This window comes from Salipaludibacillus sp. HK11 (genome assembly GCF_047795645.1).
In the GTDB taxonomy this organism is placed as follows: Bacteria; Bacillota; Bacilli; order Bacillales; family Salisediminibacteriaceae; genus Salipaludibacillus.
Window position 1 is genome coordinate 2,427,483 of sequence record NZ_CP181045.1, and the last position, 14,129, is coordinate 2,441,611.

At 34.2% G+C, this 14,129-nt stretch carries 9 protein-coding genes; all 9 read right to left on the minus strand.

What is annotated here, in order from left to right:
• Positions 1-11: 11 nt before the first annotated feature.
• The 9 genes from ACM26V_RS11875 to ACM26V_RS11915 all read right to left on the minus strand — a co-directional run bounded on the left by ACM26V_RS11875 (position 12) and on the right by ACM26V_RS11915 (position 13,938).
• The gene (locus tag ACM26V_RS11875; protein ID WP_416151621.1) at positions 12-1,550 is read right to left on the minus strand and encodes a response regulator transcription factor; all 1,539 of its coding nucleotides are present in this window, start codon (positions 1,548-1,550) and stop codon (positions 12-14) included.
• Positions 1,551-1,554: 4 nt separating this feature from the next.
• Positions 1,555-3,297 carry a sensor histidine kinase gene (locus tag ACM26V_RS11880; RefSeq protein ID WP_416151622.1) on the minus strand — a complete coding sequence of 581 codons (1,743 nt, stop codon included), beginning with the start codon at positions 3,295-3,297 and terminating at the stop codon, positions 1,555-1,557.
• Positions 3,298-3,520: 223 nt separating this feature from the next.
• Entirely contained in the window at positions 3,521-4,453 is a 933-nt protein-coding gene (locus tag ACM26V_RS11885) for a bile acid:sodium symporter family protein (protein ID WP_416151623.1), read from the minus strand.
• A gap of 176 nt (positions 4,454-4,629) precedes the next feature.
• Positions 4,630-5,172 (minus strand): hypothetical protein, encoded by a 543-nt coding sequence (locus ACM26V_RS11890; protein ID WP_416151624.1) that lies wholly within the window; start codon positions 5,170-5,172, stop codon positions 4,630-4,632.
• Positions 5,173-5,287: 115 nt separating this feature from the next.
• A complete protein-coding gene (locus tag ACM26V_RS11895; protein WP_416151625.1) occupies positions 5,288-7,708 on the minus strand; it encodes a glycosylhydrolase-like jelly roll fold domain-containing protein in 2,421 nt (806 codons plus the stop codon).
• An 8-nt stretch (positions 7,709-7,716) separates the two neighbouring features.
• Entirely contained in the window at positions 7,717-10,050 is a 2,334-nt protein-coding gene (locus ACM26V_RS11900) for a helix-turn-helix domain-containing protein (protein ID WP_416151626.1), read from the minus strand.
• 378 nt (positions 10,051-10,428) lie between these two features.
• Positions 10,429-11,304 (minus strand): carbohydrate ABC transporter permease, encoded by an 876-nt coding sequence (locus ACM26V_RS11905; protein ID WP_416151627.1) that lies wholly within the window; start codon positions 11,302-11,304, stop codon positions 10,429-10,431.
• A gap of 26 nt (positions 11,305-11,330) precedes the next feature.
• Positions 11,331-12,290 carry an ABC transporter permease gene (locus ACM26V_RS11910; RefSeq protein WP_416151628.1) on the minus strand — a complete coding sequence of 320 codons (960 nt, stop codon included), beginning with the start codon at positions 12,288-12,290 and terminating at the stop codon, positions 11,331-11,333.
• Positions 12,291-12,363: 73 nt separating this feature from the next.
• Positions 12,364-13,938, minus strand: coding sequence for an extracellular solute-binding protein (locus ACM26V_RS11915; protein ID WP_416151629.1), 1,575 nt, complete (start codon positions 13,936-13,938; stop codon positions 12,364-12,366).
• Positions 13,939-14,129 lie beyond the last annotated feature (191 nt).

Consider the following 14,129-nt stretch of genomic DNA (forward strand, 5'->3'; position numbering starts at 1 on the left):
ACCACCTATATTTAGAGTGAAGCTTTTTGATCCTGATTTTTGAAACTTTTCGTCGTCATTCCCGTAATCTTTTTAAATAAGTGACAAAAGTAATGTGAGTCACTATACCCAACTTTGTAAGCGATCTCATAAGTTTTGTCATTAGTTGTTTTTAGCAGTTCTTTTGCTCTATCAATACGAATCATCGTTAAATATTCTATAATGGTTTGACCAGTTTCCTGACTAAATATGTGACTTAAATAAGAAGGGCTAATATTCACTTGTTTCGCAACATTTTGAAGAGATAGCTGAGAATCACTATGATGTCTAACGATATAATCCTTAGTTTTTTCGATTACGCGACTAAATTTACTAATAGATTGTTCTCGAGCTTCGAATATAATATTTAACATTTCTTTCATATATGTGACAACTTGATCGTAATCATTAATACTTCTTACTCTCGATTCTAAGACCTTAATTTCATGAAGTATAGTGATTGAGTCTTTATCCACTTCTTTAATATATAGTTTAATTGTTGTCGTAAAGTCCATTAAAAAATAATAGAAATAAAAAGGATTGTGTACTTTTAAATCTTTAAGGTAGGTGGAATAAGAAAGGCAAAAATCAAGTATACTCCCTTTATTACCTACCTTTAGAAAATCAGTTAAATCTTTTCGATCAAATTGTTGTAATTCAACCTTTTCGTCAAATTCTATATTGTGTCTAGAATAAATATGTTTAACTTTTTCTTTTTCAGCTTCAGCAAAAGAAATTTGAATACCTTGAATCCTTTCATGCACCTCTCCAATAAAAAAATACAGACCGTATTCCGGATGTTCCTTTGCTATGTCAACTAAATACTTTCTAATCATTGATACTTGCAATTCAAGTTCTTCTCTTGATTCTCCCTTCATAATAAAAATTCTCTCTTTCGAATTTCTAGATACATTAATATTAGGATATTGGTTGATGAACGATTCAACAAAGTCTATTTCTTTTCGATCATGCTCCAAAAGAATTGTACTATAAACATTTGCAATAATATCAATTCCAAGGTATTCACCTTGACTAATTGCTTCTGCAGTTGAGTACTTCCCTTCGCATAAATCTAATTTATATTTATCTTTAGAATACGAGATACTTTGCAGAGCTTGGTCTTCCAAATCGCTAAAACGTTTTCTCTCCATTTCTTCTTGATCAATTTGTGAAGAGACTTTTTCTAAAATTACTAGTAAATCTATTGAACTAAGAGGCTTTAAGCAGTATTCATTAATTTGGATTTGCATCGCTTTCCTTGCGTATTCAAATTCGTCATGACCACTAAGTATAATAATTTTGACAGACGGCATCTTATCTTTGAGTATTCGGCTTAGCTCTAAGCCATCCATAAAAGGCATTTTAATATCAGTAATAATAATATCCGGGCGGTACTTATCAATTAAAGGTAATGCCATTTCACCATCAGACGCATCACCACAATATTCAAAACCAGCTTTTTTCCAATCAATACATTTGCGTATACCTTCTCGAACAACGATTTCATCATCGACTAAAAAGATCTTTTTCATAAGATCACCTCTCTGCAGGAATGATAAGACTAACTTTAGTTCCTATTCCATGATTGCTTTCAATGTTTATACCAAAAGGTTCTCCATAAAAAAGGCGAATCCTTTGTTGAACGTTTATCATTCCAAATCCACCTTTATTATTACTTAAAGGAATTTCAAGAGTTAATTGCTTTCTAATTTCGTTTAAACGCTCGTCATTCATACCAATTCCGTTATCCACGACGTTGATATAAATATTTCCTTGAGAATTCATTCCACCTTCAATAGATAATAACCCTTTACCACGCTTATTTTTAATTCCATGATAAATTGCATTTTCTACTATTGGTTGAAGCGTTAGTTTCAAAATGATAAAGGGATGAATCTCTTCATTTATATTTATCGTAACATCCAAAATATCTCGATATCTTGATTTTTGTATTATAAGGTAATTTTCTACGTGTTCAATCTCTTCGGCAATAGTGATTAAATCTTTCCCCTTACTTAAGGAAATTCGAAAAAATTGTGATAGCGCTTTCGTAACACTGATAACATCTTTACTTTTTTTGTCTTCAGCCATCCAAATAATCGTATCTAACGTATTATAAAGAAAATGGGGATTAATTTGTGCCTGTAATGCTCTTAATTCTGCTCTTTTTAGCTGTTTCTCTTCTTCAACGCTTTTTTGAAGGAGCATTTTAATTTTAAGGATCATCGTATTAAAGGAGAGACCCAAATCTGCTATTTCGTCTGAACTTTTATTCACTACTTTTGCATCTAGATTACCTGAGGAAGCTAGTTTCATCTTTTCTTTTAAATCACGTACAGGACGAATCAGTTTAGAAGAAATAAAATAATATAGCGTAATCGTAAAAAAGATGCTACTAACCACACTTACAAATATCAAACTTCGAATCTCGTTTGCATCATTCATGATTTCTCTCTCTGGGAGGTAACTTATAAGGTTCCATCCTGTCATATCCGAAGTATGATTGATAACGAATACTGAATCATCTAATGCATTTTCCCACATATTAAATTCATTTATTTGACTATCATTAAAATCCGAAAGAGGTATAGATTCATCTTTTTTTAAATAAAATAAAAGTTCTTCTTGTTCAGATGTTATAAAAAGAGATCCTGTAGCTCCGATCATAGAGTCTTCAATAATATCTTCAACAACTGAAGCATCTAATAAAATATTAATGAATCCAATGACTTCATAAGTAATATCCCAAATAATAGGTCTAGTGATAGAAATAACATTCTTTTCACCTGCCATTGTATTCGTTACAATCGTCGAAGAAGGATGCTTCAATACTTCGTTATATTGAGGATCGTGTAATGGAACAATTTCTAACTCATAAACTCCTCTACTTTCACTAATAGCTTGACCTGTTGGGCTTATAATAGTCACATCCAAGATATTTTCACTAGATGGAATAATTTCGCGGTAGAAAGTAAACATATTCAAGATAGATTTTGCTTCTTCATATGTGTCTTCGTTTATGTTATTCAAAAAACTTATCGTACTTTCTTGCTTCGTAATTTCAGTAAATCTAATTGCATCTTGAAATTTGACATCTAACTCTTGACTTAACTGAGCAACTTCGATTTCAGCTGTAGCTTTTGCATTTTCAGACACAATTTCAACTGACTTAACATAAGAAATCATGCCAACAAAAATAAGCGGTATGACAGTTAATAATATGAACATGATAAGAAGTTTAGTCCGTAAGCTAGAGAACAATAATTTTTTAACTTCCATAGATTTACACCTATCTAAACAATATTTTCTTTATTATAACATGCAAAAAACTTTTTTGAGCACATACAGCATCGTTATATAGAACATTTTTTGTCTTTTTTTGTCGAAATTATAAATTATAAAATATTTAATATTTAGTTAGGTATGTAAGGGTAGCTGAATATATGTTATATATTAATTGTTTCAAGCGTATTGGAGTCTTTATTTGAAGTAAAAAAAAGCCTTAATTTTCACTTTTCTTAGCCCTAGAGATAATATACTTGCCAACAACGGAAGCCAATAATTGCTGAAATAAAGTACCGACCACAACTGGTAATGCTACTTCTGCGGGAAAATAAACAATAGCTAATGCTGCCCCAACACCAATGTTTCGCATCCCTGCACAAAAAGTGATAGAAATTCTCTCTAGATTTGAAAACCGGAATAATTGCGATACAGTAAAAGCAATGACATATGCTGTCATTGAAATCAGTAAAATAATTAAAGTAATAATTATTACATTCCAATGTAACGGGATAAAATAGGGGGCGACGACAGAGCCGTTAATTAAAATAACAGTTAATAAGCAAATTTTTGCTAACAAATCCAACGGAACTTGTTGATTTACAAACTGTCCACTTGTAAAATGCTTTACGACAATTCCTAATATAGATGGGATAACAATCATTTGCACAAGACCAATCGTTAATTCTGGTAGATCAAAGGAGACGGAAGTTTGAAAGAGAAAGTATAACGTTAATGGAATAAAAATCGGTGCAAATAACGTGTTAATAAATACAATCGTAAGAGCGAGTGACGTTTCACCCTCATAAATTGATACCCATATTAAACTTGCAATAGCAGTGGGAAGAATAAATGCTAGGACAATCCCAACAAGCGTCATAGGATCATTCGGAAAAACAACGCTTCCAATTATATAAGCTATAGCAGGTACAATTACTTGTAAAATTACCAAGCAGAAAAGTATTGGAATTGGCTTTCGTATTGTTTTGATTAACTGAGGTATTTCAATTTTTGTACTACTAGCGAATGTAATAATCATAAACAACCACGGCACAATCATTGTCCAGTCATCAATCCAAGTTGAAGCGTATATACCAATAAATAACACGATTGGTGTTATAAAAGCCATTTTTCCATTTAAAAATTTATTCATTTTTTTCAAAACTTAAATCACTCCAAAGGTGAGTATTATAATTATCAAATTATATCACGACTTAAACAACGTTGTTATAAATTTGTCAACAATTTCGTTTACTCAAATGATTAAACTCACACAATAAAAAGAGCAAAAGGTTTCACTTCCCTTTGCCCATCTCAAAAATAGTAATACTATTCTTGTCTCGTCAAATATTCCATCAAGTCAATAGATAACGCTTCATCATCAACATAGACTGGTACAAATCCAGCTATTTCAACCTCTAGATCCAATCCAAGCTCACGAACGACTTTTGCTTCGTTTGTTATTGGGAGTGCATAAATACGTGACTCTTCTGTGTCTGGGTCTTTCTGAATATGAGGTTCCGACATCGTCTCCTTTATCCCTAAAGGAGCAATATTATCTAAAGGGTATAATCCATTAGGATTAATTGCTGAAGCTAAGAGACGCTCATCAACAACGATAAGATCCCCTTGATGACCACCTATTTCAACCATTAATTTTTCTGGAGATGCTACGTGAAATATAACTGAAAATTTTTCTTCATCGATAGCTGGTACCGAATCAGTTATCAACTCTTCCATCTCTTTTACATTCGTTAATGTGCTTAATTCTTCGGTAAAAAATAGTACATTAAAATTATCATCATCATTACCACAAGCACTAAGCAAGAAAATGATACAAATAGTGCTAAGTACAAAAAATTGTTTATTCATTAACTCACCCTAGTTCTCATTATTTGGTTTTATTGTATCACACACAATAAATCTATCGCTATTTGCTACACAAAAGCAAGAGGCTTTAACAAACAACAATCACCCTAGTTTACAACTATGTGATTAATTTTATTGGTCCGATGAGCCCTGACTTTTGTTTCACTCGGTCCATCTGATTCGCTTTGCTATTCGTGACTTTAAATTCAATCGAGTTAATTCCAGGTTTCAACACCATTTCAGGTATATGAAACTTATATGGAGCCCACATTTTGACACCTATGTACTGATCATTAATATAAAGTTCTGCAATTTCATAGACCGCTCCTGCGTCTATGGTATGAGCATAATTAGCATTATCTGAGTCCAAAGTTATTACCTTTTTATAAGTAAGAGTACCTGAAAATAAGCCCCTTTTCTCCCACGAACTCCAGTCAGTTAGCTTATCATAGGCAAAAAGATGATCTATGTTCATTATCTTCCATCCGGTTGAGGAAATTGACACCTCATTATCGTGACTAATCGATACCACTTCACCTTTATTAGAATAGTTTTTCATTTCCTTTAAAATAACTGAACTGTTTGGCTCTAAATAGACAGGAACTCCCTGTTTTCTTTTTATCAATTCCTTACGTACACATTCCATCGACTCTGTCCATGGATCCCATAGTTCAACGTCTGAAGTTACAGAGAATACTGCTTTTCCATCATAGCTACGATTATTTTCATTCACTAAAAAATGATAAATGTATCCATCTTTCACTACTGAACTTACCCTTATGCTCGATGATGCTGGTTTTAATACTAATTGAGCACACCCCCTTAGTAAATCTACTATTTCAAAATCACCAGTAATAGTATCAGTATCCCAGTTAATAACGGAAACTCCTCCACCCTTTACCTTTTCCAGTCTAATCATCGTCTCTAGAAGGAGCATTTCTTGATCCTCGACGATTAATGTAGAATATTTTTGTCCGCCTATAAACAAGTGATCATTTTGTACGAACGAGTCATTTAATAGTAGCGATTCTTCTAAATAATTAAATTCAATTTGGTTTTCAAAAAGTAATTTAGCTTTTTTCCATGGTAAGTTATCACCTGAACATACTATAGCTATCCTAGCCATATTCGTACTATCTGTCATAAGCCAAGATAAACGTTTCATATAATTTGTGAAAAGCTTATAGTAAGGCCACCAACTGTTGTAAAACCCTACATCCGGTGGCCTCTCATGTGAGCGGAGCTTTCCTCTAACAGAATAATAGAATGCATGAGGACAAAACATGTTTACTCCACGTACAGCAAGCCAGTCAATGTACCATTTATAATCACCTGGAGTCAGATCCCAACCATTTTTCTTGCCACATACACCCAAAAATTCATTGATATTCCTCCACCTTTTCCTATGTCTGGCTGCATCAGCCGAACATTTACCTGCTGTAGAATGAATCCCCTCTACAGATAAATTTTTTTCAGGGGCTACCCATCGCCATACGACATCTTGTCCAGGAATATGAAACCATTTCATCAAACCAATGTCGTCGCTGTCAGCTGGATGGCCGGTTAGAGAAATACCTCTGTTATCACACCAGTCATACAGCTGTTTGTAATAAACATTACTAAGACGATCCTTTACATGTCTTCTGTAGTCCTGTTTCACCGAATGCCCATACTTGTCATTATTCAACCATAAAAAAGCTAAATCTTTTTCCTTAATCCATTGATTATCATGTAACATACCTGTGAAATGAACGTTCCAAGGTATGACATTTTTTTTAGAATTTCTTCCTGTAATATCGGGTTCATCTGTGAAAAAACCAATCACTGTATTACCAAAATATTTTTTTAAATAAGAATAATATGTATCGTGCGTCAATCTAATAAAAGTCAGAACCGCTTCTGGATTTAATAAGTCTGCTGAAGCCGGAGCATTTACCTCTCCATCATCCTCATCTTGATGAATTCCTCTAATCGTTCCACCTGTAGGTGTTTCATAGAATATGAAAAAGCTCTCTCCCTCATTGAGAAGATCTATACTATCTCTATCATTCATCAATTCAACAGAATCCTTTTCAAAAGAATTTAATGATCGATTATATTTAGCCTTTTGCACAGAAACTAAGTGATCTTCTACCGCTAAACTACTCCTGATTGCACTTAGTTCTTCATTAGAATATGCCACCACCATATTTAATCCTCTGCTCTGATAAGTTTGATTTTCTTTAACCACTTGTCCGTTTGCGGCGCCTGAAGGATACATGCCTTCATCATAAAGAAGCACTCTCATATCTCGATTTTCCGCTTCTTCGACAGCGATTACAATATAGTGAAAAAATAAGTCTGACAAGTATTCAATATGATCGGGAAGTCCGATTCGTGGGTGAAGAACAAATCCATTAACTCCCTTCTCATCCATCATTTTAATCTGTAAGCGAATTTCATCTTCATTTAGATCATCGTTCCAGAACCAGAAAGGCATGGGAGTATACTCTTTTCCCGGATACATAAAAGCTTGTTCATGCAACTCCCTTATATCCATTTTGGCATTTACTCCTTTCTATGAAGTTTACGAAATTGGCTCGGTGGAATCCCAGTTTGTTTTTTAAAAATCCGATTAAAATAACTATGCCGATATCCAACTTTTTCTGCAATATCACTTATCTTTAAGTCTGTATTTACAATCAACTCTTTTGCTTCATCCATTCTTAGTTGAGTAAGGAAATCTATAAAATTTTCTCCTTTAATTTTCTTAAATGATTTGCTCAGTGAATAAGAGTTTGTCCCAATTGCATCTGCACAAGATTCCAACGAAATATCGTGATGATAGTTCTTTTGCATATATGCAACAACTTGTTCAACATCTCGTTTCGTCTCAATATTCATCTGTCCTTCTAAGACTTTTATAAACGGACAAATAACTTCTGTCATCATCCAATCCACCATATGCCGTTGCTCCTTAATTTGTTGTAGCTCTTCAAGTAAGTTTCGCCCAGTGAAAAGATGACCAGGATGAATTCCAGTATGCAAAATTTCATGTTGGATTTTACCGTATAACTGAATCATTCCAGGTTGTATATTGATTTCATGTACCCCTTTTTGAATAATCTCATCTATAAATTTCTTTAACAGTTTTTCGGTCTCTTCTAACTCACCTCTTCTTACAGATTGAATAATTTCCTTTTCAGTTTCGAAAGGATAGTAAACTCTGTTTTCATTTTTCACAGCATTAGTATCACTTAAATCAATAAGTTGGTTTTTGTTTTCAAATTCTCTGTAACGCTTGCCATGACTAACCTCTCCAAATAAATGAGGGATCTTTTTTGTTTCTGTTGTTGTATTGCTTTGCGTAACTGTAACTTTCATCTCTGTTAGCTCATTAATCTTACTCATTACCTCTTCTGAAAAACGATGAACCCGTTCACTATCTTCAAAAGAATAGTTAATAAACAAACTTAAAGATAAGTCATAATGATTTAATATTGTAAACTGAGAAAAATAATCGTCAGCCACTTCCCCTACAATATTCATACAAGTAAACGTGACCAGACTTTCATCCTTGTCAAGAACGATAGGAGAATCATGTAATCCAGTTAATTGAATATCAATCACAATAAATTTTCTATTCTCCATATTCCAACCATAATTCGTCATCCTTTTCCTAAGTTCATCCTCTGAGTAATGATACAGATACCCGTTCATCAACTGATGAAGAAAGTTCTGTCTCAATTGCGGTATTTGTTCAGTTAACCTTTTTTGCAGTGTGACTCTTTCATTCGTTAACTTCTGCCACCTTTCTTCTATTATTTCTAATTCATCTTTCGAAGAGTCTTCCCAACCTGTTGAACTTTCAGATAATTGATCAGATAATTTTCTAATTGGCATATAAATTCTACGTGAGGCAAACCAAGCCAAAATAAAAGCTAAACCAACCAATAATAAACTCGATCCAATGATTACTTGCGATATAAAAACAATCGGGGAAGTAATCGACGAAATTGGTGCTGCCGACACATATGTCCATTCATGATTAATCCTATCCATCGTACCTGTTGAAACTGTAAAAGTTTCGTCTTTCGTCTCAAACTGAAAAGATAAATTACCTGACTCTGAAGCATTTACCCCATCTTGTAAAACGCTTACAAAATTGTCATACTCTGTATCATTCGACGAAAATAGTACCTCTCCGTCTTCATTCAACATTAAAGTAGCACCTTTCTCGTAAGGAGTTAGCGTTTCCATCTGCTGCACGAGCGCCTGTGAATTAATATTAACAATTAATGAACCGAACGGAGGTTGACTCGCTCCAGGAATGTTATGTGTTAATAGTAATGAAAAAGGTTCATACTCTTCAAATTGCTCTTCGCCTGGAGGGATAAATGTCCAATCAATATACTGTCCCTCTCTAAGAAAAGTCTGATAATAGTCCAGTCTTTCACTATCCTCGATTTCAGAATAACTTGGTCTAAATAAAATTGGGATATCGTCACGATCAACAAAAAGTTCCACTCTCTCCACAAGCGGATGACTTCCTTGTAAAGTAAGTAGAGTTCGCTTTATATCACGTGTTTCAAGAAAATCATATGAAAAATCAATATCAAGCAGCATTGTGCTGAAACGAGGTTCAAATGCCCAATAAGAAAGAGCATCTTCCAAATAATTGAGTTGTTGATCGATGTGTTTTGCACGAGTATCAATCTGAGTCGTATGAAGTTCCTGTAACTCCCTCTCTACTTCTTTAACACCAATGAAGTAGATACCTGTTCCAACAACAATCCCAGGTATCGCAGTAATAAACAAAATGATAATAAAGCTTTTACGATAAAAATGGCTACCCCAATTACTGTTAATAGAACTTACGTATTTTTTAAAGAATTCACGCACCTACTTCACCACCCTTACATCCCCACAAATAAATCTCATAAAAATATTAAGATACATTATTATATATTAAGAGTACTAAATTTGTCATCATTCATTCAAACGTTTTCAAAATGTCATTAATTTCTTTAGTAATTCATTACTTTTTGAAAAGTATCAAATTTCTTAGTTTGTTTCTACGGATTATAACGAGATTTTCCGACTCATCATGGTACAGTAAACGGTAGAATGGTAAACTCTCTATTTTCAAGGTATCTTCAAAATTCGCTATCCTAATAATATTAACACAAAATGTTCAACTCAAAAATCTATCGTTTCCTAAACAAGGAAAAAGAAGCCATAGTAGGCTTCACTTCCTTTATGCACAATTACCAATCCTCGTTATCCTTTTACAGACCCTAATAACATCCCTTTTGCAAAGTGCTTTTGTAAGAATGGGTATACAAACATGATTGGAATCGTAGCTACGACAATAACGGCCAAGGTAAGAGTTTCATCTGGTTGAACAACAAGTGCATCCGCATCCCCAAAATTGACATCAGCCATTGTCATCATATTCTGCAACAACAACATAACTGGATACTTTGCATTATCACTTATATATAAAAGTGCATTGAAGTAGTCTCCCCAATATTGGACTGCGTAAAATAACGTAAACGTTGCAATAATTGGTTTCGATAAAGGTAATGCAATTTTCCAAAATACTCCTACATCTGTGGCACCATCAATACGCGCTGATTCTTCCAACTCTTTTGGAAGTGTTCGAAAAAAGGAGATCACGATAATTAACCACATTGGGTTCATCGCAATTGGTAAAATTAACGCCCATAGAGAGTCTAACAAACCTAAGTCTCTTATTAACAAGTATGTAGGAATCATTCCACCTTGGAAAATAATTGTAAAAATAACAATGTAAATGAACACAGTATGCCCTAATATTCTAGTTTTAGATAGCGCATAACCCATCGTTAATGTTAAAGATAAACTTACTACTGTCCCTACTACTGTAACAAATACCGAAACGCCAATACTTCGAACAAAGGTCGTTGTTGAAAAGATATACTTGTATGCATCAAGAGAAAATACTTCTGGTATGATATAAAATGTTCTTCTAATTAACTCCGCTTCTGTTGAAAGCGAACCAGCCATAACATATAAAAATGGTAATACCATCGCAAGTCCAATCACACCTAATAGAATGTAATTAAACACATCAAATACTCTTCCTAATGGGGTATTATGTGATTTCATAACCATTTTCCCTCCATTCTTTTGGTTACGATTTAAAATAACGTTTCTTGATTTAATTTCTTAGCAATATACCTTGTTGACAGTATTAAGATTATGCCAACAATTCCTTTAAACAAACCTACTGCTGTACTGTGACTGAAAGCACCCTGAGTAATACCAGTAAAGTAAATATATACATCAAAGACGTCAGCTACCGAACGATTTAATGAGTTAGTCATTAAGTAAATTTGTTGGAACCCTTGATCTAAGAAATTTCCCATCCGTAAAATTAATAATATAACAATAACGTGACGTATCGCAGGTAATGTCACATGCCACATTCTACGAAATCTGCCAGCACCGTCAACAATCGCTGCTTCATATTGCTCTTTACTTACACCCGTAAGAGCTGCTAAAAAGATAATTGTTCCAAATCCAGCATCTTTCCAAATTTGCTGTCCGACTATCATTGTCCGGAACCAAGATGGATCACCCAGAAAGTTGACCGTTTCTCCAGTAAAACTCTCAATTACCGCGTTCACTATACCACCGTTGGTTGTGAAGAAAACAAATGTCAGACTCGCAACTATGACCCAAGATAAAAAATTGGGCATATAAACGAGGGTTTGAACGGTTCTCTTATATGCAGTGATTCGAATCTCATTTAACATTAACGCCAACACAATTGGGGCTGGAAAAACAAAGATCGTTTCATAAAATGCCAAAATTAACGTATTTCTTAGTACTCTGAAAAAATCAGGATTCTGAAACAATCGTTCAAAATGCGTAAAACCTACCCATTCACTCCCCCAAAAACCTAAAAAGGGAGAATAATTTTGAAAGGCAATCAACGTTCCCCACATCGGAACATACTTGAAAATAATAAACCAAATCAATCCTGGTAATAATAAAAAGTACAGCCATTTATCCCTTTTAATCAAATCCCATTTTGAAATTTTATGAAACTCAATTGTCTCAGTAGGAGTATATTGTTCTGAATTTATCTTTGGCATACCTTTCTCCTTTCTGTGATGAAAAGCAGGTGGATAATCCACCTGCTTCATCAGGCTATATTTTCAGATGTACTTATTGTGCATCCTGTGCTATTTGATAAGCCTCATTAATTTCTGCAATATATTCTTCTCCACCAGAATTCATCCACAATTCAACGGCATCATCTAATTCAGACTCATCAATTTGACCGACAATAAATTGTATTCGTGCATCGTCAATAATATTGTCTAATTGCGTACCTCTTTCTGTATATGTTGCTGAAATCAACGGTTCTGCAGGATTAGCAACAGCGTGATTCATATTATCCTCAATAACTTCTGCTTCCTTCTCTTGTAGTGCTGATTGAGGTCCTTCTCGAAAGTTTGCCTCAGGTATAGCCATTTGAAATTGATTCAAATCGCGAACTTCACTATCAAATAAATCTCCACCGTCTTGTTGGGAAGTTATAACAAGGTCACCGTCTTCATTTATTTCATGATGAATACCTTCTACACCATTGTAAGAAAGGTTCTGTGGCTCTTCATCATTTAAATCATTCAAAAATTGTAATACACGCTTGAGTTCGTCTTCTGTCTCAACAGAAGTTGTCGAAATTGCAAGCAAGTTATGAAAACCAGGTGTTGGTTTCACTCTTAAACCTTCTGGCCCTTCAACTGTTCCAAAAATATCCAAAATTTGATCTTCATCTGTGTAGTCTTCTGTAATTTGATTTTGAAGGCGGTTAGCAGCATCCGATACATCTACAACAACCCCTGCTTCACCATTTACAACAGGATCAAACCATTCTCCTGAATCCATTACTGCAAAATCTTCATTCACTAAACCGTCATCATATAGTTCTTTGAAGAAGTGCAATGATTCACGGTACTCGTCAAACATAAAGTCTGGCATCAGATCTCCATTTTCATCTTCGCCCCACTCATTTGGTGTCCCCATCCAAACTTGCAAGTTATCCCAAGGTCCTTCCCACTCAGACACAACCATTCCATAAGTATCATCTTCGCCTGATTGGTTCGGATCATCATAAGTAAAAGCTCTTAATACTTCGTGAAAATCATCGATTGTTTCTGGCATATCTAAGCCAAGATTATCTAACCACTCTGTATTAATTGTCGCACCATTTCTTCCGAGGTCTCTCGTGCGGGGAATACCAAACATCCGACCATCAATAGATGCATTGTTTAAGATAATTTCATTAGCTTGACTAAGGTTATCATAATCATCTAAATAATCTGTTACATCCCAAAATGCTCCATCTCTTGTTGCATTAATAAAACTTGCATCCTTTGGAGCTACCATAATATGTGGAAGATCTCCAGAAGCCATCGTGACATTAAAGCGATCTTCATAATTGGCATTTGCTACTAGCTCAAGACTAATATCCATATTTGTATAATCTTCTATCGCTTGTAATGCTGGACTGTCATCTCCGACAGGATCTGGTGCAAACGACGGTGCCATAATTCTTACTGACATTCTTTCTTCAGCATCTCCGGCCGATTCTTCATTAGAATTCGATTCATTTGAATTATTATCATTGCTCTCGTTTGAATTTGTTTCATTTGCATCATTACTACAGCCAATAAGTCCAACAATCAGTAATAGTCCGAAAAACGGTACGAAATAACGTTGAGTTAATTTTTTCATAATATTAGTTTCCTCCCTAAAATAGCTTTTGAACCGGATTATATTAAGCCATATTTCTAAAGAAAACATTCCCCCTTTTTCTGTATCTTCCTTTTCACTTTCTGGCTCTCGGTTCCACTTAAATATAAAGCGCTTACAACTTTCCTACAATATTCATTTTTTACCTTCCAATCATAAAATCTTTATTTTAC

Coding starts and splice junctions, on each gene's coding strand:
- ACM26V_RS11875 (WP_416151621.1), bottom strand. CDS start 1,550: ATGAAAAAGATCTTTTTAGTCGATGATGAAATCGTTGTTCGAGAAGGT.
- ACM26V_RS11885 (WP_416151623.1), bottom strand. CDS start 4,453: ATGAATAAATTTTTAAATGGAAAAATGGCTTTTATAACACCAATCGTG.
- ACM26V_RS11895 (WP_416151625.1), bottom strand. CDS start 7,708: ATGGATATAAGGGAGTTGCATGAACAAGCTTTTATGTATCCGGGAAAA.
- ACM26V_RS11905 (WP_416151627.1), bottom strand. CDS start 11,304: ATGGTTATGAAATCACATAATACCCCATTAGGAAGAGTATTTGATGTG.
- ACM26V_RS11915 (WP_416151629.1), bottom strand. CDS start 13,938: ATGAAAAAATTAACTCAACGTTATTTCGTACCGTTTTTCGGACTATTA.
- ACM26V_RS11880 (WP_416151622.1), bottom strand. CDS start 3,297: ATGGAAGTTAAAAAATTATTGTTCTCTAGCTTACGGACTAAACTTCTT.
- ACM26V_RS11890 (WP_416151624.1), bottom strand. CDS start 5,172: ATGAATAAACAATTTTTTGTACTTAGCACTATTTGTATCATTTTCTTG.
- ACM26V_RS11910 (WP_416151628.1), bottom strand. CDS start 12,290: ATGCCAAAGATAAATTCAGAACAATATACTCCTACTGAGACAATTGAG.